We start from the raw sequence: 21,352 nt of genomic DNA on the forward strand, positions 1-21,352 counted from the left end.
CTCCTTGTGTTAACCCACAACCAGGTTAAGCAATTTGCCCGGAACATAGATCACTTTACGAACCGTGACCCCGTCCAGATATTTAGCGACCAGATGCTCCTCAGCGGCACGCGCACGTACCTGCTCTTCGGTTGCATCGGCAGCCACGGTGATTTTAGCGCGAACCTTACCGTTGACCTGCACCACCACCAGCTTGGAGTCTTCGACCATGGCCTGCTCGTCGGCTTGCGGCCAGGCTGCGGTATCCACATCGCCTTCACCGCCCAGCGCCTGCCACAGTGAGAAGCACACGTGCGGAGTGAACGGATACAGCATGCGAACGACTGCCAACAGCGCTTCCTGCAGCAGGGCGCGATCTTGCTCGCTCTCTTGCGGTGCACGGGCCAGCTTGTTCATCAGTTCCATCACGGCGGCAATCGCGGTGTTGAAGGTCTGACGACGGCCGATATCGTCGGTCACTTTGGCAATGGTTTTGTGCAGATCGCGGCGCAGCGCTTTCTGATCTTCACTCAGCGTTGCCACGTTCAGCGGCTGAACGGCGCCTTTTTCCAGGTGTTCGTAGGCCAGTTTCCACACGCGTTTCAGGAAGCGGTTTGCCCCTTCTACGCCGGATTCCTGCCATTCCAGCGTCATTTCTGCCGGTGAAGCAAACATCATGAACAGACGGACGGTATCTGCGCCGTATTTCTCAACCATCACCTGCGGGTCGATGCCGTTGTTTTTCGACTTCGACATTTTGCTCATGCCAGCATAGACCAGTTCACGACCTTGTGGATCGGTGGCTTTGATAATGCGGCCTTTGTCATCACGTTCAACGTTGGCGTCGACCGGGGAAACCCAGACGCGTTCGCCGCTGTTGCCGGTGTAATAGAAGGCGTCTGCCAGCACCATGCCCTGGCACAGCAGGCGTTTTGCCGGCTCGTCGGAGTCGACCAGGCCAGCGTCACGCAGCAGCTTGTGGAAGAAGCGGAAATACATCAGGTGCATGATGGCGTGTTCGATGCCGCCGACATACTGATCGACCGGCAGCCAGTAGTTGGCAGCGGCTGGATCCAGCATCCCCTGGTCGTACTGCGGGCAGGTATAGCGCGCGTAGTACCAGGACGATTCCATAAAGGTGTCGAAGGTGTCGGTTTCGCGCAGCGCCGGTTGGCCGTTAACGGTGGTTTTCGCCCACTCGGGATCGGCTTTGATCGGGCTGGTAATGCCGTCCATCACCACGTCTTCCGGCAGGATCACCGGCAGCTGGTCTTCTGGAGTTGGCATCACGGTACCGTCTTCCAGCGTGACCATCGGGATTGGTGCGCCCCAATAACGTTGGCGGGAAACGCCCCAGTCGCGCAGACGGTAGTTAACCTTGCGCTGACCAACGCCTTTGGCGACCAGTTTGTCGGCAATGGCGTTGAAACCGTCTTGGTGATCCAGACCGTCAAACTCGCCGGAGTTGAACAGCGTGCCTTTCTCGATCATCGCTTCGGCTTGTACATCCGGCTGGCTGCCGTCGAGGGCCAGAACGACCGGTTTGATTGGCAGGCCGTATTTGGTGGCGAATTCCCAGTCGCGCTGATCGTGAGCCGGAACCGCCATCACCGCGCCGGTACCGTATTCCATCAGCACAAAGTTGGCGACCCAAATTGGCACTTGCTCGCCGGACAGCGGATGGATGGCGAACAGGCCGGTCGGCATGCCCTTTTTCTCCATCGTCGCCATTTCGGCTTCGGCCACTTTGGTGTTGCGGCACTCTTCGATAAATTCAGCCAGCGCCGGGTTGTTCACCGCGCCTTGCTGCGCCAATGGGTGACCTGCGGCTACGGCCACGTAGGTCGCGCCCATAAAGGTGTCAGGACGGGTGGTGTAAACCGTCAGCTTTTCATCGCTGCCCGCTACGTCAAAGGTGATATCAACCCCTTCGGAACGGCCAATCCAGTTGCGCTGCATGGTTTTCACCTGTTCTGGCCAGCTTTCAAGCGTGTCCAGATCGTTGAGCAGCTGATCGGCGTAGTCGGTGATTTTGATAAACCACTGTGGGATCTCTTTACGCTCAACCTTGGTGTCGCAGCGCCAGCAGCAGCCGTCGATCACCTGCTCGTTGGCCAGCACGGTCAGATCGTGCGGGCACCAGTTCACCGCGGAAGTCTTCTTGTAGACCAGGCCTTTTTCGTACAGCTTGGTGAAGAACCACTGTTCCCAACGGTAGTAGTCCGGATCGCAGGTGGCGATCTCGCGATCCCAGTCATAGCCGAAGCCCAGCAGTTTCAGCTGGTTCTTCATGTATTCGATATTGTCGTAGGTCCACGGAGCCGGTGCAGTGTTGTTTTTAACCGCAGCGCCTTCCGCCGGCAGGCCGAACGCATCCCAGCCAATAGGCTGTAGCACGTTTTTACCTAGCATGCGCTGGTAGCGCGAGATCACGTCGCCGATAGTGTAGTTACGAACGTGCCCCATGTGCAGACGGCCTGATGGGTACGGCAGCATGGATAGGCAGTAATACTTTTCCTTGCTCGCATCTTCGGTAACTTTGAAAGTTTGCTTCTCTTCCCAGTGAAGCTGTACGTTCGATTCTATGTCTTCTGGACGGTATTGCTCTTGCATGGCGGCTGGTGGTCCTGTAGGTGTAAAACAGCTCCCCCTTCATCTTTCAAGCCACAGCGTTGTTGGCTGCGTACACTCAACCCAGTCACTTACCTTTGTAAGCTCTTGGGTTTCACGTACTGGCCGCCTGGCCGTGACTCGAAACCTATCGGGGGGATTTCTGTAGCATTCTGTTGAGTACTTATAGATCCGCATAGCATAGCTGATAAGACCTCCCGGCAACAACACCAAGCGCCCGACTCGACGTATTTAAAAAATACCGGCCATGATAAGACTCACATCTTGAGGAAACCATGTCTTGCCAAGTGACATCAGCAATTTACGGCTAAAATGATAAGGGATAGTTTATACCCATCATCTTTCAAGCTGCAGCGTTGTTACCTGCTTACAAGGCCCATCCATGGGTCCTTGCCCTTTCAGGGCCGCTGCAAGCAGCGTTCAAATCTGTTCCCGACAGATTTGTCGCTCACCCCAGTGACTTACTAAAGTAAGCGCCTGGGGATGAGCGAACTGGGCGCTTAGCTGCAACTCGAAAGCTATAGGGTATGGGAGGTAGGCCCAGTCACGTAAGTTCATCGAGGAGAGATTATGAACAAGGTTGCTCAGTACTACCGCGAATTGGTGGCATCCCTGACAGAACGCCTGAAAAATGGCGAGCGTGATATTGACTCGCTGGTCGCGAGCGCAGAAAAACGGCTAAACGAAGCGGGTGAACTGACGCGCGACGAAGTTGAGCAGGTTACACAGGCGGTACGGCGCGATCTGGAAGAGTTCGCTCGCAGTTATCAGGAGAGCCGGGACGAGTTCACCGACAGCGTTTTCATGCGGGTTATCAAGGAAAGCCTGTGGCAGGAGCTGGCGGATATTACCGACAAAACTCAGTTGGAATGGCGCGAGGTGTTCAAGGACGTCAGCCACCATGGCGTTTACCACAGCGGTGAGGTTGTCGGGCTGGGTAATCTGGTGTGCGAAAAATGCCACCATCATTTGGCGTTTTACACGCCGGAAGTGCTGCCGCTGTGCCCGAAATGCGGTCATGACCAGTTCCAGCGTCGGCCTTTCGAACCTTAAGCTTGCTGCGCGCCCTGGCCTCTCCGCTAGAAAAGGTCAGGGCAGGCGCTGCTCTTAGCCAAACAGTTTTTTCATCAGGTTGCCAAGAAAGCTTCCGCCAGCCGAGGCCGTAGCCACTTCAGCCTGCGGGGCTGTTTCGATTTTGGCGGGCACTTTCTGTGCCACCGCAACCCGGCTTTCCTGTGCGGCTTTTTCTGCTGCTTCAGGGCCGTAAGCAAAGCCTTCCGCCAGCACGAACTCGACGTCGGTAATGCCGATAAACGCCAGGAACAGCTTCAGATATGGCGTGATCAGATCGGTTGGCGTATCCGCGTGGATACCGCCGCGGCTCGAGATCACAATCGCTTTCTTGCCGGTGACCAGACCTTCAGAGCCTTCAGAGGTGTAGCGGAAGGTTTGGCCGGCGCGCGCCACCAGGTCGAAATAGATTTTCAACTGCGTCGGGATGTTGAAGTTGTACATCGGCGCGCTGATGATAATGGTGTCGTGCGATTTCAGCTCGGCGATCAGCTCATCGGAAAGTGCCAGCGTCTTTTGCTGATGCGGTGTTAAAGGTTTGTCACCGGCGCTAAACCCGCCAATCACTTCTCCATCCAGCTCCGGCAGTGTCGGGTTGGCTAAGTCGCGAACCGTAAAGCTGTCATTGGGGTGTGCTTCATGCCACTGTTGAACAAAAAAATCGACTAATTTTCCAGACTGGGAGTAATCACCCAGGATACTTGATTTCAGGACCAGTATACGACTCATTGGGCTATCTCCAGGCTTGGTCTAAGGTATCAGCGATGCTGTGCGTTTAACAGCATCTTAGAGGCAAGCCTGGGCCAGTGATAGCGTAAAAATTCGCTGAGTTAAATCAAAAATATTGAATATCAGGGCGGTTTCCCGCCCGGTGGTCAATAGCGGGCTACGCGCTCGGCCAACAGATCGATAAAGCCTTCGCGATCGATATCGGTCAGCACTTCAACGTTGGCCGGCTTGCCGTTCTGGCCGAAGGTATCCACCACGGTCATGCCGAGGGTATATTCCCCTTTGGTTTCCACGCCGACCCAGCGTTCGATACTGTCAAACAGCTGTGGCGCCAGCAGCCAGGCGATGGTGCAGGGGTCGTGCATCGCGGCACCGGGCAGCCCACGCGGATGGCTAAGGTACAGCGGCAGGTAGAAGTCGAGCATTTCGGCCACCGCCTGCGCCACCGGGTTGTTTATCTGACGGATGCGTTCGATATCCTGTGGCAGCACCAGCGCCTGGTGAGTCACGTTCAACCCGGCCATGGTCAGCGGTACGCCGGATTTCAGTACCATTTCGGCGGCTTCGGGATCGACATAGATGTTGAACTCTGCCACCGGGGTGGTGTTGCCGGCATTCATGCCTCCCCCCATAAACACGATGCGTTCAATGTTGCCTTTCAGCTCTGGGTGTTGGGCCAGCAGCAGGGCGATATTGGTCATGGGGCCAGTGACCACCAGCGTGATCGGCTGCGGACTGCTGCGTAGCAGGCTGGCGATCAGCTCTACGGCAGTTTGCGCCACCGGCTGGATGGCGGGCGTTGGCAGATGGGTATTGCCCATGCCGGTTTTGCCGTGAACGTAGTCGGCAATCACCAGGTCTCGCATCAACGGCGCGGCAGCACCGGCAGCGACGGGAATGTCTTCACGTTTCATCAACGTCAATAGACCCAGCGCATTGTGCAGGGTTTTTTCCGGCGTCTGGTTACCGGCGGAGGTGGTAATGGCTTTAACGTCCAATTCTGGTGAACTCAGCGCCATGGCAAGGGCAATGGCATCGTCCAGACCAGGGTCGCAATCGATAATGATAGGGCGGGGCATGTTTATCTCCTTATTTGTTATCCAGTGAGCATCGGATCAAAATCGGAGAGAAACAAGTGCTTTTAGTGCCGGAAAGAGGGAATGAAACTGCGCCCCGGGCGGGGCGCAGGCGAGGGATCAGTGCAGGATTTTCGCCAGGAAGTCCTTCGCCCGTTCGGACTCCGGATTGTTGAAGAAGTCGTCTTTATTGCGGTCTTCGACGATTTTGCCTTCATCCATAAAGATCACCCGGTTCGCCACTTTACGGGCAAAGCCCATCTCGTGGGTTACCACCATCATGGTCATGCCTTCATTGGCCAGTTCGACCATAACGTCCAGCACTTCGTTGATCATTTCCGGATCGAGCGCCGAAGTGGGCTCATCGAACAGCATGGCGATAGGATCCATGCACAGCGCTCGGGCGATAGCCACGCGTTGCTGCTGGCCGCCGGAAAGCTGGCCGGGGAACTTGTTGGCGTGTGCGGTCAGGCCGACGCGCTCCAGCAGTTTCAGGCCTTTCTCGCGCGAGGCGTCTTTGTCACGCTTGAGCACTTTCACCTGCGCCAGCGTCAGGTTATCGATGATCGACAGGTGCGGGAAAAGCTCGAAGTGCTGGAATACCATACCGACCTTGGAACGCAGCTGCGCCAGATTGGTTTTCTTGTCGTTGACCGGAGTACCGTTCACCAGGATATTGCCCTGCTGGATCGGCTCCAGACCGTTGACGGTTTTGATCAGGGTAGACTTGCCCGAGCCTGAAGGACCGCAGACCACCACCACCTCGCCTTTTTTTACTTCGGTGGTGCAATCGGTCAGAACCTGAAAGTGACCGTACCACTTAGAAACATTTTTCAGGGATATCATCAAACAGTCCTTTTCTTCAAATAGCTTACCAGCGCCGAGGCGGCGAGACTGATAACAAAGTAGACAAAGCCGGCAAACAGGATCATTTCAACCTGGGTGCCGTCGCGCTCGCCAATGGTCGAGGCGGTACGGAAGAAGTCAGCCAGGCTCAGTACGTACACCAGGGAGGTATCCTGGAACAGTACGATGCCCTGGGTCAGCAGCAGCGGCACCATGGCGCGGAACGCCTGCGGCAGGATCACCAGCTTCATTGACTGCCATTGGGTCATGCCCAGTGCCAGCGCGGCGGAGGACTGGCCGCGTGAGATGCTGATGATACCGGCGCGGATAATTTCCGAGTAATAAGCCGCTTCAAACAGGGAAAAGGCTACCATAGCCGAGATCAGGCGAATATCGGTTTTCGGCGACAGCCCTAGAACCTGTTGTAATAAGCTTGGAACCACCAGATAGAACCACAGCAGCACCATCACCAGAGGGACGGAGCGGAACAGGTTGACGTAAACGGCAGCGAACCAGCTGATCGGTTTGATGGGCGACAAGCGCATTACCGCCAGAACGGTTCCCCACAGAATACCGACGACGATGGCGGTCACGGTGATCTTCAGCGTGATCAACAGGCCCTGCAGCAGATAAGGGAAACTTGGGACAATCGATGCCCAGTCAAATTCGTACATTATTTACTCCCCAAGTTGCCGGGCAACTGCACTTTTCTCTCTACCAACCGCATAAACAGCATGATCACGGCGTTGATGGCGATATAGGCCAGCGTAATCGCGGTAAAGGATTCATAGGCATGCGCAGAGTAGTCCAGCAGTTTGCCGGCCTGGGCAGCCATGTCGACCAACCCGATAGTGGAAGCGATGGCAGAGTTTTTGACCAGGTTGAGCATTTCCGAGGTCATCGGCGGCACAATCACCCGGTAGGCATTCGGCAACAGCACGTAGCGGTAGGTTTGCGGCAGCGTCAGACCCATCGCCAACCCGGCCGCTCTTTGACCGCGTGGCAGTGACTGAATGGCAGCACGTACCTGCTCGCAGACGCGAGCGGCGGTAAACAGCCCGAGGCACAGCATCGAGGAAACAAAGAATTGCACGTTAGGATCGAGTTCGGTTTTGAACCACATGCCGATATTCGCCGGCAGCAGTTCCGGGATCACCAGATACCAGGTAAAGAATTGGACGATCAGCGGCACATTACGGAACAGTTCGACGTAACAGGTACCGAGAGTGGAAAGAAAGCGGTTGGGCACGGTACGCAAAATACCGAATAGCGAACCGACAAAGAAAGCGATAATCCATGCACAGACGGAGAGGGCTACCGTGACCTGAAAGCCGGACCAAATCCAGCCGAGGTAGGTGGTATTCCCAAACGGGGCCTGCTGCAGGAAGATACCCCAGTTCCAATCTATTGACATAACAAACTCCGTTAAGCGGGCGCAGAGCGCCTAAAGATTGATGACTATTCAACGCCGAGGGCGCCGCGGCCAGTCGGGCTGACTTATGTGTGCGGGCATCGGTAATGCGTTATGGGAAAAATACGGGAGGGGAACGGCCTCCCGTATTCCTGTCTGTCCCAGCCATCAACAGGGCTGGTTTGGCCTGGCGGCCGCCCCAGCTCTTGTTCTATTAGTTCAATGCTTTATCGTTAGGCTCTTTGAACAGTTGCTTCATGTCGTCGGACAGTTCGAAGTTCATGTTGAGGTTCTTCGGTGGAATAGGCTGTTTGAACCACTTATCAAACCATTTTGTTGCTTCGCCTGAAGTTTGAGCTTGAGCGATGGTGTCATCGACCAGTTTCTTGAACTCAGGATCGTCTTTACGCAGCATACAGCCGTAGGCTTCTTTCGACTGCGGTGTGCCCAGAATTTCCCATTGGTCCGGCTTCTTCGCTTTCGCGCGTTCACCCGCCAGCAGGGCGTCATCCATCATAAAGGCTACTGCACGACCGCTTTCCAGGGTACGGAAGGAGTCGCCGTGGTCTTTGGCGCTGATGATGCGCATGTTCATCTTGCCGCTGTCGTTCAGTTTATTGAGCAGCACTTCAGAGGTAGTGCCTGAGGTCACCACGACAGGTTTGCCCGCCAGATCCTTGAAGTCTTTGACGTCAGAGCCTTTTTTCACCAGCAGACGGGTACCGACCACGAAGATGGTATCGGAGAAGGCCGCCTGTTTTTGGCGTTCGAGGTTGTTGGTGGTCGAGCCGCATTCGAAGTCAAAAGTGCCGTTTTGCAGCAGTGGGATACGGTTCTGTGAGGTGATCGGCAGCATTTTGACCTGCAGATCAGGAGCGTTCAGTTTTTTCTTAACCGCTTCAACGATTTGGTTGGAGTAGTCCTGGGAGTAACCCACAACTTTTTGCTGGTTGTCGTAGTAGGAGAACGGCACTGACGATTCGCGGTGGCCGACAACGATCACGCCGTTGTCTTTGATTTTCTTCAGCGTACCGGTCAGTTCTTCCGCATGGGCTACGTTACCTGCCATACCGATCAGCAGTAACGATAACGCCAATTTACGCATTTGCATGGTCCAACTCCTTTGCTGTTGTGGTGGCTCAAATTCAAAGAGCATCAGATTCTAAATGGAGATTTATTGCTCAAGTATAAAGATAGTCTTAGAACACATAACCGTTAGAAAATAGCCGATTGTGAATGGATTGAAACTAAAATGTTTCTTTTTTTGAGACGCCACGCGCACCAAATTAATGCAACAAAACCCCAATGCACCTTTGTGGTGCCGGTCATGCTCTTGAGTTGTGCACAGGTGCGACAAAACGTCAGTAAAAGTAAATCGGCTCTCTATAACAGCGTAATTAAAGCAAGGAGTGTGCCAGAAGCATTGATTTGGCGATGCTTTATGCTAGCCGCGTGGGAGAGTGCGGCGTGGAAAGCTGCAAGGTGGATGAGGGAAACGGGGCGCTGACGGGCAGCGCCCCGGGGGCTTATTTACGGCGCAGGCCGAGGATCAACGCCAGGCCGCCAAGCAGCAGGGTGATTATCCACAACGGCGTGGCGCCAAAACGGGCATAAGGCGTTATGCCGGTGGTTGGTGTGACTTTCACCTCCAGCACCTTGCGGGTGAACTGAGGGATCTCTGCGATCACCTCACCGTTGGCGTCTACCGCGGCGGTGACGCCGTTATTGGTGCTGCGCAACAGAGGGCGACCCAGCTCCAGAGCACGCATGCGCGCCATCTGGAAGTGCTGCCATGGGCCGATGGAATGGCCGAACCAGGCGTCGTTGGAGATGGTCAGCAGGAAGTTGGTGTCCGGCCGGAAGTTGTCGCGAACCTGCTGGCCGAGAACAATCTCATAACAGATCGCCGCCGTCAGGTTATAGCCTTTCACGCTGAGCTGTGGCTGGACGTAGTCGCCACGACTGAATGAAGACATCGGTAAATCGAAGAACGGTGCCAGCGGGCGCAGCAGCGTTTCCAGCGGTACAAACTCGCCAAACGGCACCAGATGGTGCTTGTTATAGCGGTCCTTGGCCGGATAAACGTAAGGCGTCGGCTCGCCCAGCACGATGGCGCTGTTGTAGATTTGCTGGCCCTGCGGCGTGGCACGCACATCAACGATACCGGTGATCAGGCTGCTGTTTTTGGCGCGCATCAGGTCATCCATCATGGTCAGGAAGCCGTTCTGGCTGGCTTCGTAATCCGGAATGGCAGACTCCGGCCAGATGATGATCGGCGCTTTGCCCATATAAGGACGCGTTTCGTCCAAATAGGTTTGCAAGGTGCTGACCAACGCTTTCGGATCCCACTTCATCGACTGAGCGATATTGCCCTGCACCATCGCGACGTTGACCGCCTTGTCCGGTTGCGGGGTAAACCAGTGCAGCTGGCGCAACGGCCACGGCAGCAACAGCAGTGCGACGGCAACCCCAGCCGCGGCGATCCGACGCTGATTGACGGCGTACACCAACAGCCCGGCGATCGCCATCAGCATAAAGGTGATGGTATCTACCCCGAGCAACGGCGCCACGCCTTTCAGCGGGCCGTTAATCTGGCTGTAGCCAAACTGCAGCCAGGGGAAACCGGTCAGCACCCAGCCACGTAAAAACTCGGTGACTTGCCACAACACGGGGGCGGCAATCGCTAAACGGTACCAACTGGTGGTCGGCCACAGACGTGCCAGTAACCCGGCGAACAGCCCGGTATACAGCGACAGGTAAGCCGCCAGCAGCACAACCAGGAAAATGTTGATGGAGAAAGGCATGCCGCCGAAGTCGGCAATGCTGACGTAAACCCAGTTGATTCCCGTCCCGAACAGACCGAAACCCCAGCAAAAACCGAGCAAGGCAGACTGTTTGGTGGTGCGGTTCAGGGTTACGGCCAACAGGCCGAACAGAGAGACAAGGGCCGCCGGCCAGATATCGTAAGGAGAAAACGCCAGCGTGCCGCTGGCGCCGGTCAACAGCGCCAGCAGGGCGCGAACCCACTGGCGTTCAAGGAAAGAGGCTTTAGCCATGTTTGATTTATTCTTCCAGTTTCGGTTGCGGAGAATCGTCCGGAATTTTTACATGAACCTGGATGATACGTCGACAGTCCGCCATCGCAACTTTAAATAGGTAACCTTCGATTTCAATGGTTTCCCCGCGTGCAGGCAGGTGACCGAAGGCCTGCATCACCAGGCCGCCGATGGTGTCGACCTCGTCGTCGCTGAAGTGGGTGCCGAAGGCTTCGTTGAAGTCTTCAATCGGCGCCAGCGCTCGCACGGTATACATATGGCGGCTGAGCTGGCGGATATCCAGATCGTCTTCGTCGTCATATTCGTCTTCGATTTCGCCGACAATCAGTTCCAGAATATCTTCGATGGTGACCAGGCCGGACACGCCGCCGAACTCGTCAATGACAATCGCCATGTGATAACGCTGGGAGCGGAACTCCTTCAGCATCCGGTCTACTCGCTTGCTTTCAGGCACCACCACGGCGGTGCGCAGCACCTTGTCGATGCTGAATTCCTCGGATTCCGCGCGCATAAACGGCAGCAGATCCTTGGCCATCAGAATGCCTTCGATGTGATCTTTATCTTCGCTGATCACCGGGAAGCGCGAGTGGGCGGATTCAATGATCACGTCCAGGCACTCTTCCAGCGTTTGGTTACGCTTGAGCGTCACCATCTGGGAGCGCGGGATCATGATATCGCGCACGCGCTGCTCGGCGATATCCATCACGCCTTCCAGCATGTCTCGGGTATCGGGATCGATCAGGTCGTTTTGCTCGGAATCACGGATCAGCTCTACCAGATCGCCACGGTTTTTGGGTTCGCCGTGGAACAGCTGGTTAAGGATAAGAGTAAAGAACCCCTTCTTGGGACTGGGGCTGTCATTGCTTTGTGAATGGTCGTCGCTCATGGCGTTTTAGTTAATATCACTCATGTCAGAGTTAGGGGAGTCAGCGGCAGCCCCATACGGGGGCTGCGGGGAAATCAGCTGACGTCAGAGGGGGTCTTTTTCCGCCAGGTACGGGTCCGGGTAACCCAGTCCGTGCATGATTTCGGTTTCCAAAGACTCCATTTCTTCGGCTTCATCGTCTTCGATGTGGTCATACCCTAGCAGATGAAGGCTGCCATGGACAACCATATGCGCCCAGTGGGCCTCCAGCGCCTTCTCTTGCTCGATGGCTTCCTGTTCAACCACCTGACGGCAGATGATCAGATCGCCCAGCAGCGGCAGCTCGATACCCGGGGGAGCTTCGAACGGGAAAGACAGCACGTTGGTCGGTTTGTCCTTGCCGCGATAGGTCAGGTTCAACTCGTTACTTTCCGCTTCATCCACAAGGCGAATGGTGACCTCGGCCACCTCCTGAAACTGCGGCAGCACGCCTTCCAGCCAGCGCTGGAAGGTGGCTTCATCCGGCAGGCCGTTGCTGTCTGCACAGGCAATCTGCAGATCCAAAATCACCTGACTCATGGTGTCTCCTGCTCGGAGGCGATGCTCGCCTCGCGTTTACGTTGTTCGGCAATCGCATCTTTGCGTTTTTGTTCGGCGGCTTCCCAGGCTTCATAAGCGATGACCACGCGGGCCACCACCGGATGGCGTACCACGTCTTCGCTATGGAAGAAATTGAAGCTCAGTTCTTCGACGTCAGACAGCACTTCCACCGCGTGGCGCAGGCCGGATTTTTGGTTGCGCGGCAGGTCTATCTGCGTCACGTCACCGGTGATGACCGCCTTGGAGTTGAAGCCAATACGTGTCAGGAACATCTTCATCTGTTCGATGGTGGTGTTCTGGCTCTCGTCGAGGATGATAAACGCGTCGTTCAACGTACGGCCGCGCATATAGGCCAGCGGCGCGACTTCTATCACGTTACGTTCGATCAGCTTCTCCACGCGCTCAAAGCCCAGCATTTCGAACAGGGCGTCATACAGCGGGCGCAGGTAAGGATCGACCTTCTGGCTCAGATCCCCCGGCAGGAAGCCCAGTTTTTCGCCGGCTTCAACCGCTGGACGGGTCAGCAGAATGCGGCGGATCTCCTGGCGTTCCAATGCGTCCACCGCAGCGGCGACCGCCAGGTAGGTCTTGCCGGTACCGGCCGGGCCGATGCCGAAGGTGATGTCGTGATCGAGAATATTAGCAATGTATTGCGCCTGATTCGGCGTGCGTGGTTTCACCATGCCGCGTTTGGTTTTGATGGTCACCGCCTTGCCGTAATCCGGCACGCTGTCGGCAACCTGTTCCAGCACCCGGCTTTCTTTGATCGCTAAATGGATCTGCTCCGGGTCGATATCCGGGATCACGCCGCGAATGGGGGCGGTGTCCACATACAGATGGCGCAAGATATCGGCGGCGGCAACCACGCACGGGTTCTTGCCGACCAGCTTGAAACGGTTGTCACGGCGGTTGATCTCAATGCCCAACCGGCGTTCGAGTTGTTTGATATTGTCATCAAACGGGCCGCACAGGCTGAGCAATCGCTTATTGTCTGCCGGCTCTAACAAAATTTCTTGTGTTGCGACGTTCAAACTATTCCTCAAGGCTCATATCGGGCCTGGTTGGTTTTCGGTACGCGCGTCCAGGGCCAAGCCTGAACTCTTTACCTTGAATTATTCATGGTGCGCCGCACTGGCGCAAGTTTACCCATGATCTATCTGTGCGTCGGCGGCAAAATTCAAGGGCCGAAGGAGGAAAAACGCGGCTAAAACAGCCGCGTAATGCTTTGGAGATTCAGGGCTGGCGATCAGTTCTTTTTCACGAATTCGGATTTCAGCTTCATCGGGCCAAAGCCATCGATCTTGCAGTCGATGTTGTGGTCGCCTTCCACCAGGCGGATGTTCTTCACTTTGGTGCCGATTTTCAGCATGGAAGAGCTGCCTTTGACCTTGAGGTCTTTCACTACGGTCACGGCGTCGCCGTCGGCCAGCAGGTTGCCGTTGGCGTCTTTGACAATCAGCGTATCGCTGTCGTCCGCCGGCGCGCTGTCGCTCCACTCGTGGGCGCACTCAGGGCAGATAAACAGGTTGTTATCCTGGTAGGTGTATTCGGAGTTGCACTTCGGGCAGTGTGGGAGTTGCATGTTATGTCGCCTCTTAATCAAAAAAATAAAAAAAAGAAAATGGCCGGGCATCGAGACCCGGCTGATAAGTCATAAGGATAATCGCTGACGTGGCGTCGGGCGCCACGGCTTACTGCACTGCGGAGAGGGCGTCAGGGCTGATAAATGCCGACGCCCAGCGCGTTCTCTTTTCGGGTTCGGGCGATGACTGACTGCGGGGATTCATGCACGCGCAGGTCCATCTGCTGTTCGGTACGCACCACTGCGCCACGCAGTGTGTTGGTCAAAACCTCGGTGATTTCCACATCAACGAACTGACCGATCATATCCGGCGTGCCTTCAAAGTTCACCACGCGGTTGCAGGCTGTCCGGCCCGCCAGCTCCATCACGCTTTTGCGGGAAGTGCCTTCCACCAAAATACGCTGTACGGTTCCGAGCATCCGGCGGCTGAACTGCAGCACCTGCTGGTTGATGCGATCCTGCAGGATATACAGACGCTGTTTCTTTTCCTCTTCGCTGACGTCATCGACCATATCGGCCGCCGGTGTGCCAGGGCGGGACGAGTAGATAAAGCTGAAGCTGGTATCAAAGTTGATCTCGGCAATCAGATTCATAGTCTGTTCGAAATCGGCCTGGGTTTCACCCGGGAAGCCGATAATAAAATCGGAGCTGAGCTGGATGTCCGGCCGCGCCTTGCGCAGCTTGCGAATGATCGCTTTGTATTCCAACGCGGTATGCGTGCGCTTCATCATGGTCAGTATACGGTCTGAGCCGCTTTGTACCGGCAGATGCAGGAAGCTCACCAGCTCCGGCGTGTCTTCATAAACCGCGATGATATCGTCGGTGAATTCAATCGGATGGCTGGTGGTGAAACGGATGCGGTCGATACCGTCGATGGCCGCCACCAGGCGCAGCAGTTCGGCAAACGAGCAAATTTCGCCGTCGTAAGTCGCGCCGCGATAGGCGTTGACGTTCTGGCCGAGCAGGTTGACTTCGCGTACGCCCTGCGCCGCCAGTTGGGCGACTTCAAACAGGACGTCATCGCTTGGGCGGCTGACTTCTTCACCGCGGGTATAAGGCACCACGCAGAAGGTACAGTACTTGTTGCAGCCTTCCATGATGGAGACGAAGGCGGTAGGGCCTTCGGCACGCGGTTCCGGCAGACGATCGAATTTTTCGATTTCCGGAAAGCTGATGTCGACGATGGGGCTGCGGGTGCCCTGCACGTGGTTGAGCATTTCCGGCAGGCGGTGCAGGGTCTGCGGCCCGAACACGACGTCGACGCAGGGCGCGCGGCTGCGAATGTGTTCGCCTTCCTGTGAGGCCACGCAGCCACCGACGCCGATGATCAGCGCCGGGTTCTTTTCTTTCAGCAGTTTCCAACGCCCTAACATGGCGAAAACTTTTTCCTGCGCTTTCTCGCGGATCGAGCAGGTATTCAGCAGCAGCACGTCCGCTTCTTCAGCGTTGTCGGTCCATTGGTAACCGTGTGTGCTTCCCAGTAAGTCCGCCATTTTCGATGAATCATATTCATTCATCTGGCAGCCCCAGGTTTTGATATGTAGTTTTTTGGTCATTGACTTGCCATTACTCAGTGCGGACGAAAGTTGCGATACGCGACATGCAGGGCGCTTATTGTAAACATTTGACGCCGTTGTGACCAGCGCGGGGAAAACACCATGCGACCTGAAGCCAAATTAAAAATCCGTTACACTGGAGCCAAACGCCATGCCGGTGGGAATGGCGATAATTCACTAAGAAAACATAGCCAATATGAACGTATCTCAAAAACGGTATGACGCCGTGGTGGTAGGCGGCGGAATGGTCGGCGCGGCCGCCGCATTGGGGCTGGCGCAGGCCGGTTGGTCGGTGGCCTTGCTGGAACATCAGGCGCCGCAGGCGTTCGATGCGCAAACCCCGCCGGATCTGCGTATTTCCGCCATCGGCTGCACCTCGGTGGGGTTGCTGAAACAACTCGGCGCCTGGCCGGCGGTGCAAGCGATGCGCTCGGCGCCTTACCGCCGATTGGAAACCTGGGAGTGGGCCTCTTCACTGGTAGCGTTTGACGCCGCCTCGCTCGGCCTGCCGGAGCTGGGTTTTATGGTAGAAAACCGTATTTTGCAACTGGCGCTCTGGCAACAGCTGGAGCAGTGCGAAAATCTGACGCTCTATTGCCCCGCCAGGCTGCGTTCGCTGCAGCGGAATGACGACCACTGGCAAGTGACGCTGGACTCTTCACAGACGCTACAAGCGCGTTTGGTAGTGGGGGCCGATGGAGCCAACTCGCAGGTGCGCAATTTGGCCGCTATCGGCACCAGCGGCTGGCAGTACCGCCAGTCCTGCATGCTGATCACCGTCGATACCGGCGCGCCGCAGCAAGATACGACCTGGCAGCAGTTTTTCCCTTCCGGTCCCCGGGCTTTCCTGCCGTTGTATGATCAATGGGCCTCGCTGGTGTGGTACGACAGCCCGCAGCGCATCCGCCAGCTGCAGGCGATGCCGCCAGCGCAGCTTGATAAAGAGATCGCCGAAGCCTTTCCTGCCCGCTTAGGGGAAGTGAAGGTGCATGCGGCCGGATCTTTCCCGTTAGCGCGCCGCCATGCACAACGCTACGTGTTGCCGGGGTTGGTGTTGCTCGGTGACGCGGCACATACCATCAACCCGTTAGCCGGGCAGGGAGTAAACCTGGGGTATCGTGACGTAGAAGCCTTGCTGGCGGTTTTGTGTGATGCACGCGAGTTGGGTGAAGACTGGAGCAGCGAAGCGGTGCTGATGCGTTATCAGCGTCGCCGTCGCACCGATAACTTGCTGATGCAAAGTGGTATGGATCTGTTTTATACCGCTTTCAGCAATAATTTGTCGCCGCTTTGCGTGGCGCGCAATATTGCGTTGATGGCGGCCCAGCGGGCGGGCAAGTTGAAGGAACATGCGCTGAAATACGCGCTGGGGCTGTAGGCAGCCCTTATCCTGCAAGGGCGCAGTTCAATGTCGCGCCCTTATTCATCCGGTCTCGCCAAATTCCAGATAGCAAAAAGCCCGCCGAAGCGGGCTTTTCTAAATGTGGCTGGGGTGCCAGGATTCGAACCTGGGTATGCTGGTATCAGAAACCAGAGCCTTACCGCTTGGCGACACCCCAATGGTGTAACAGTAAAATATGGTGGCTACGACGGGATTTGAACCTGTGACCCCATCATTATGAGTGATGTGCTCTAACCAGCTGAGCTACGTAGCCATTTTTCGATATTTTACTTTAAAAGTCAACAGCATTGGTATGGCTGGGGTACCTGGATTCGAACCAGGGAATGCTGGTATCAAAAACCAGTGCCTTACCGCTTGGCGATACCCCATCAACACGTTTAACTTTTTTTTGCAACATCCCCATCCTAAAAAAGATGGCTGGGGTACCTGGATTCGAACCAGGGAATGCCGGTATCAAAAACCGGTGCCTTACCGCTTGGCGATACCCCACCTGTTGCCTGCAACTCGATGAAAAGAAATGGTGCGGGAGGCGAGACTTGAACTCGCACACCTTGCGGCGCTAGAACCTAAATCTAGTGCGTCTACCAATTTCGCCACTCCCGCAAAAAAGATGGTGGCTACGACGGGATTTGAACCTGTGACCCCATCATTATGAGTGATGTGCTCTAACCAGCTGAGCTACGTAGCCATCTTTTTTCGCGCAACCTTCATCGGCGTTGCGGGGCGCATTATGCGTATATGGCCGTTTTGCGTCAACAAGTTTTTTCCCGAAAAAGCGGCTGGATGTGTCGTTTGTCTGGGTTGTGAACAGTATGGCGATAAAAGCATCAGTTCAGGCAATTAATGGTTGAAAACATCAGCAAAAAGGCGGGCCCGGAGGCCCGCCTTGGGGAGAAAAACCCGGCGTGATTATTTGTAGGCGGACTGGTGAACGCCGACTGCACGACCAGAAGGATCGTCCATTTTCTTGAATGACTCGTCCCATTCGATGGCTTTGGCTGAGGAGCAGGCCACTGACGGGCCGCCAGGCACGCATTCTGCCGCGCTTGGCAGCGGGAACAGCTCTTCGAAAATTTCGCGATACAGGTAGCCTTCTTTGGAGCTCGGCGTGTTGTACGGGAAACGGAAACGTGCGGTTTCGAGCTGTTGATCGCTGATCTGCTTGGCAGCGACCTCTTTCAGCGTGTCAATCCAGCTGTAACCCACACCGTCGGAGAACTGCTCTTTCTGGCGCCAGGCGACGCTGGCCGGCAGATAGGATTCAAAACATTCGCGCAGGATATGTTTTTCCATTTTGCCATTGCCGCACATTTTGTCCTTAGGGTTGATGCGCATAGCCACGTCGAGGAATTTTTTATCCAGGAAGGGCACACGGGCTTCCACACCCCAGGCGGACATCGCCTTGTTGGCGCGCGCGCAGTCAAACATATGCAGTGCTAACAGTTTACGTACGGTTTCGTCGTGGAACTCACGGGCATCCGGCGCTTTATGGAAGTACAGGTAGCCGCCGAACACTTCGTCCGCGCCTTCGCCAGACAGCACCATCTTGATGCCCATCGCCTTGATCTTGCGTGACATCAGGTACATCGGGGTGGAAGCGCGAATGGTGGTAACGTCATAGGTTTCGATGTGATAAATCACGTCGCGAATGGCGTCCAGACCTTCCTGTACGGTGAAGTGGATCTCATGGTGCACGGTGCCCAGGTGGTTTGCCACTTCCTGCGCGGCGCGCAGATCCGGTGAACCCTCCAGACCCACGGCGAAGGAGTGCAGCTGTGGCCACCAGGCTTCGCTGCGCTCTTGATCTTCGACACGGCGTGCCGCGTACTTTTTGGTAATGGCGGAGATCACCGAAGAATCCAGGCCGCCGGACAGCAGGACGCCATAGGGTACGTCGGACATCAGGTGGCTTTTCACCGAGTCTTCCAGCGCGTTGCGCAGGGCATTGGCGTCGGTCACGTTGTCTTTAACGTTGTCGTAATCGAACCAGTCACGTTGATAATATTCGCGGATCTCGCCGTCCTGGCTCCACAGGTAGCTGCCCGCCGGGAATTCTTTGATGGTGCGGCAAACTGGCACCAGCGCTTTCATTTCAGAGGCGACATACAGGTTGCCGAATTCGTCATGGCCCATATACAGCGGAATAATGCCCAGATGGTCGCGGCCAATCAGGTAAGCGTCTTTCTCTGAATCGTACAGCGCGAAGGCGAACATCCCTTGCAGTTCGTCGAGGAAGTCAGGGCCTTTCTCCTGGTACAGCGCCAGAATCACTTCACAGTCGGAGCCGGTCTGGAATTGGTAGCGATCGCTAAACTGCTGGCGCAGCGCCTGATGGTTGTAGATCTCGCCGTTAACGGCCAGAACGTGAGTGTGCGCAGCGTTGTACAGCGGTTGGGCGCCATTGTTGACGTCGACAATCGACAGGCGCTCATGCACCAGGATGGCTTTATCGCTGGCGTAAACACCGGACCAATCCGGGCCGCGGTGGCGCATCAGACGGGACAGCTCCAGCGCTTTCTTACGCAATTCAACGGGATCGGACTTCAGATCGAGCACACCGAAAATAGAACACATATACCGACTCTCCTAACGACTTTTTTATACCTGTCATACTTCAAGTGGCTTGGGTGTTGGCTGCCTTCACTCACCCCGGTTTCTTACTTGAGTAAGCTCCAGGGGCTTCGCTCAGTTGCTGCCTACAAGCAACTCGAATTATTTTGGGCATAGACTGTGATGTTGTATTTGCTGTTATAGGCAGCATGGCCGCTGCATCAGCGATGGCGCGGTTTTGCTGCGTTGTGTTTATGAAAATGCGTCAAAACCGGCAGGGGATGCAAGCGTTTTAGCGCTGCGCCGAAAAATAGTTGTTTGGGGGAGGTCGAAAATTAGCGGATGTTCAGTTAAATGATATAAAAATTGATGAATATTCATTTTTTCAATCAATGGATGAGTTGCCGGGTAATTTTACCAGCAACTCATTGCCGACTATCAGGCGATCAACTGCCACAGGGTGAAGGCCGCATCCGGCGTCCATCCCGCATTGGAGGTGTGCGCCTGCAGGCAGGTGTATTTCTTGCCTTTATACGTCACCACGTCACCGGCCTTATAGCTGTGGTTGTTCTGCCACTCGGCCACGCCCGGATCGGGAGGCGTACCGCCGTCCGAGGTTTTAACTGCCAGCGCACTGCTTGGCAGCGACGTATTGCCTTGGTTGTCGGTGGCGGTGATAAAATAGCTGTACTGTGTGGCAGCCGTCAGGCCGCTGTCTTGCAGCGACAGGCCACCGGTTTGGCCAATGGCGCTGCCGTTACGGTAAACCGTATAATGGCTAATCGGTTTGACGCTGCTTGCCGCAGCCCAGTTCAACGTCAGCGACGTTGCGGTAATCGCACTGGCGTTCAGCGCGGTAGGCGCTTCAGGCTTTCCCGGCGGCGGGGTGACTCCTCCCTGAATCAGCGCGGCATAACGAGTTTTGAATTCCCAGTTATAGGCCACGCCAGCCTTACTCTTGCCATTGTCCCAGTTCACCGACCAGGTCATCAGGCCCTTGATCGACAAGTTTTTGGCGTCAAGGCGCGCGAAAGCGTTATAGACCGCCTGTTTGTCGACCACATAACCGGTGGCGGCGGCATCATTGTTGGTAGGTAAACCGATCACAAATTTGGATGCCGGGATTTTGGTGTAGCCGCGGGTGCCGGTAACCAGGCTTTCGGTCAGGTAATACAGAAAGTCTTCTTTCATCGCGTCGTTATTCTGGGTGATCCAGGCGCCTTTGCCGCCATTGGCTTCATCGACCCAAATACCGTCACCGCCCTGGTTATAATATTGCGGTGCAATAAAGTCATAAAACCCTTCGAGAGCGGTAATATAATCCAGGTAAGTCCCATTAGTCCGCAAATAAGGGAATTCTGGCGCCATGCTGACAATAAAGTTTTTACCTTCGGCGGCATAATGCGCTTTTACTTTTTTCAGTGCGGCAGGCAAAACGGTTTTATTATTGGCTGCACCGATAGCCGCCTGTTCCAGATCGATATCCAGACCGTCAAAACCGTAGGTTTCCACCAGACGGATAATTTCATTGCTCAGTTTGTCTTCGTCGCCGGTTTTCAATTCGATATGCGCGTCGGCGCCGCCCAGAGAAATCAGTACCGCGCGGCCCTGACTGTTCAGAACGCCGACCTGGCGACGGAACTCGGCATCGGACAGGTTGTAAGGCTTGAAGGTTGGGATACCCACGCCCTTCATAAAGGCTACGGCCACCACGTTATATTCGGCCGGGATATCGGTCAGGTTCATATTGGCGAATTGGCCCTGCTGATAACCGTCACTGGCGCCGGCGGCCCAGTTGTGCCAAAAACCCATCATGATTTTTTTATTGGACATATCCGGCATGGCGGCTGCGTCATCTGCAACGTGTGCATTGATAATGTTATCGGAGCTCATAGTAACCTCGTTATTTTAGGTAAGATTAATTCCACACGCCGTCAATAGGGATTATTGACGGGGCGTAAATACATAGTGCGGATTTTTAACGAGGGCGGGGTGAAA

General features: G+C 55.5%; 17 protein-coding genes and 6 tRNA genes. 2 read left to right on the plus strand and 21 right to left on the minus strand.

Translation table 11 applies throughout. The features are described from left to right. Positions 1-9: 9 nt before the first annotated feature. Positions 10-2,592 carry a leucine--tRNA ligase gene (leuS, locus tag NR114_RS09340; RefSeq protein WP_234530529.1) on the minus strand — a complete coding sequence of 861 codons (2,583 nt, stop codon included), beginning with the start codon at positions 2,590-2,592 and terminating at the stop codon, positions 10-12. Between the two features lie 588 nt (positions 2,593-3,180). Here leuS and NR114_RS09345 point away from each other — a divergent pair. Continuing rightward, the gene (locus tag NR114_RS09345; protein WP_020825623.1) at positions 3,181-3,663 is read left to right on the plus strand and encodes a zinc ribbon-containing protein; all 483 of its coding nucleotides are present in this window, start codon (positions 3,181-3,183) and stop codon (positions 3,661-3,663) included. 54 nt (positions 3,664-3,717) lie between these two features. Here NR114_RS09345 and NR114_RS09350 read toward each other — a convergent pair whose 3' ends face one another. The 12 genes from NR114_RS09350 to miaB all read right to left on the minus strand — a co-directional run bounded on the left by NR114_RS09350 (position 3,718) and on the right by miaB (position 15,402). Next, complete coding sequence (locus NR114_RS09350; protein ID WP_234530528.1) at positions 3,718-4,410, minus strand: FMN-dependent NADH-azoreductase; 693 nt, start codon at positions 4,408-4,410, stop codon at positions 3,718-3,720. A gap of 146 nt (positions 4,411-4,556) precedes the next feature. Further along, positions 4,557-5,489 carry a pyrimidine-specific ribonucleoside hydrolase RihA gene (gene rihA / locus NR114_RS09355; protein WP_020825625.1) on the minus strand — a complete coding sequence of 311 codons (933 nt, stop codon included), beginning with the start codon at positions 5,487-5,489 and terminating at the stop codon, positions 4,557-4,559. A gap of 117 nt (positions 5,490-5,606) precedes the next feature. After that, positions 5,607-6,332, minus strand: coding sequence for an amino acid ABC transporter ATP-binding protein (locus NR114_RS09360; RefSeq protein ID WP_020825626.1), 726 nt, complete (start codon positions 6,330-6,332; stop codon positions 5,607-5,609). Next, positions 6,332-7,006 (minus strand): glutamate/aspartate ABC transporter permease GltK, encoded by a 675-nt coding sequence (gene gltK / locus NR114_RS09365; protein WP_020825627.1) that lies wholly within the window; start codon positions 7,004-7,006, stop codon positions 6,332-6,334. Before gltK ends, NR114_RS09360 begins: the two co-directional genes overlap by 1 nt. After that, entirely contained in the window at positions 7,006-7,746 is a 741-nt protein-coding gene (locus tag NR114_RS09370) for an amino acid ABC transporter permease (RefSeq protein ID WP_017891917.1), read from the minus strand. The genes gltK and NR114_RS09370 overlap by 1 nt, the downstream gene beginning before the upstream one ends. Before the next feature lie 211 nt (positions 7,747-7,957). After that, a complete protein-coding gene (locus NR114_RS09375) occupies positions 7,958-8,854 on the minus strand; it encodes an amino acid ABC transporter substrate-binding protein (protein WP_020825628.1) in 897 nt (298 codons plus the stop codon). Positions 8,855-9,269: 415 nt separating this feature from the next. Beyond that, on the minus strand, positions 9,270-10,799 hold the full coding sequence (gene lnt, locus NR114_RS09380; protein ID WP_046374286.1) for an apolipoprotein N-acyltransferase: 1,530 nt from the start codon (positions 10,797-10,799) through the stop codon (positions 9,270-9,272). A gap of 7 nt (positions 10,800-10,806) precedes the next feature. Then, positions 10,807-11,685, minus strand: a complete 879-nt coding sequence (corC, locus tag NR114_RS09385) for a CNNM family magnesium/cobalt transport protein CorC (RefSeq protein ID WP_256814062.1) — start codon at positions 11,683-11,685, stop codon at positions 10,807-10,809. A gap of 84 nt (positions 11,686-11,769) precedes the next feature. Beyond that, a complete protein-coding gene (gene ybeY, locus NR114_RS09390) occupies positions 11,770-12,243 on the minus strand; it encodes an rRNA maturation RNase YbeY (protein WP_256814061.1) in 474 nt (157 codons plus the stop codon). Then, positions 12,240-13,295 (minus strand): PhoH family protein, encoded by a 1,056-nt coding sequence (locus NR114_RS09395; protein ID WP_046374285.1) that lies wholly within the window; start codon positions 13,293-13,295, stop codon positions 12,240-12,242. Before NR114_RS09395 ends, ybeY begins: the two co-directional genes overlap by 4 nt. 215 nt (positions 13,296-13,510) lie before the next feature. After that, positions 13,511-13,846, minus strand: a complete 336-nt coding sequence (locus NR114_RS09400; RefSeq protein ID WP_020825632.1) for a zinc ribbon domain-containing protein YjdM — start codon at positions 13,844-13,846, stop codon at positions 13,511-13,513. 131 nt (positions 13,847-13,977) lie between these two features. Then, a complete protein-coding gene (gene miaB, locus NR114_RS09405; protein ID WP_256814060.1) occupies positions 13,978-15,402 on the minus strand; it encodes a tRNA (N6-isopentenyl adenosine(37)-C2)-methylthiotransferase MiaB in 1,425 nt (474 codons plus the stop codon). A 196-nt stretch (positions 15,403-15,598) separates the two neighbouring features. On the opposite strand from miaB, the gene ubiF reads away from it, so the two are divergent. Beyond that, positions 15,599-16,780, plus strand: coding sequence for a 3-demethoxyubiquinol 3-hydroxylase (gene ubiF, locus NR114_RS09410; RefSeq protein ID WP_256814059.1), 1,182 nt, complete (start codon positions 15,599-15,601; stop codon positions 16,778-16,780). Positions 16,781-16,886: 106 nt separating this feature from the next. Here ubiF and NR114_RS09415 read toward each other — a convergent pair. The 8 genes from NR114_RS09415 to NR114_RS09450 all read right to left on the minus strand — a co-directional run bounded on the left by NR114_RS09415 (position 16,887) and on the right by NR114_RS09450 (position 21,247). Then, positions 16,887-16,961 (minus strand) — tRNA-Gln (locus NR114_RS09415). Between the two features lie 19 nt (positions 16,962-16,980). Continuing rightward, positions 16,981-17,057 (minus strand) — tRNA-Met (locus tag NR114_RS09420). Positions 17,058-17,097: 40 nt separating this feature from the next. Then, positions 17,098-17,172: transfer RNA gene (locus NR114_RS09425), tRNA-Gln, on the minus strand. Positions 17,173-17,218: 46 nt separating this feature from the next. Next, positions 17,219-17,293: transfer RNA gene (locus NR114_RS09430), tRNA-Gln, on the minus strand. Between the two features lie 29 nt (positions 17,294-17,322). Continuing rightward, positions 17,323-17,407 (minus strand) — tRNA-Leu (locus tag NR114_RS09435). Positions 17,408-17,415: 8 nt separating this feature from the next. Next, positions 17,416-17,492 (minus strand) — tRNA-Met (locus NR114_RS09440). 221 nt (positions 17,493-17,713) lie between these two features. Further along, a complete protein-coding gene (gene asnB, locus NR114_RS09445; RefSeq protein ID WP_020825635.1) occupies positions 17,714-19,378 on the minus strand; it encodes an asparagine synthase B in 1,665 nt (554 codons plus the stop codon). A 414-nt stretch (positions 19,379-19,792) separates the two neighbouring features. Continuing rightward, complete coding sequence (locus tag NR114_RS09450) at positions 19,793-21,247, minus strand: carbohydrate-binding protein (protein ID WP_256814058.1); 1,455 nt, start codon at positions 21,245-21,247, stop codon at positions 19,793-19,795. Positions 21,248-21,352 lie beyond the last annotated feature (105 nt).

The sequence above is a fragment of the Serratia sp. Ser99 genome (genome assembly GCF_024519545.1).
Classification (GTDB): Bacteria; Pseudomonadota; Gammaproteobacteria; order Enterobacterales; family Enterobacteriaceae; genus Serratia; species Serratia liquefaciens.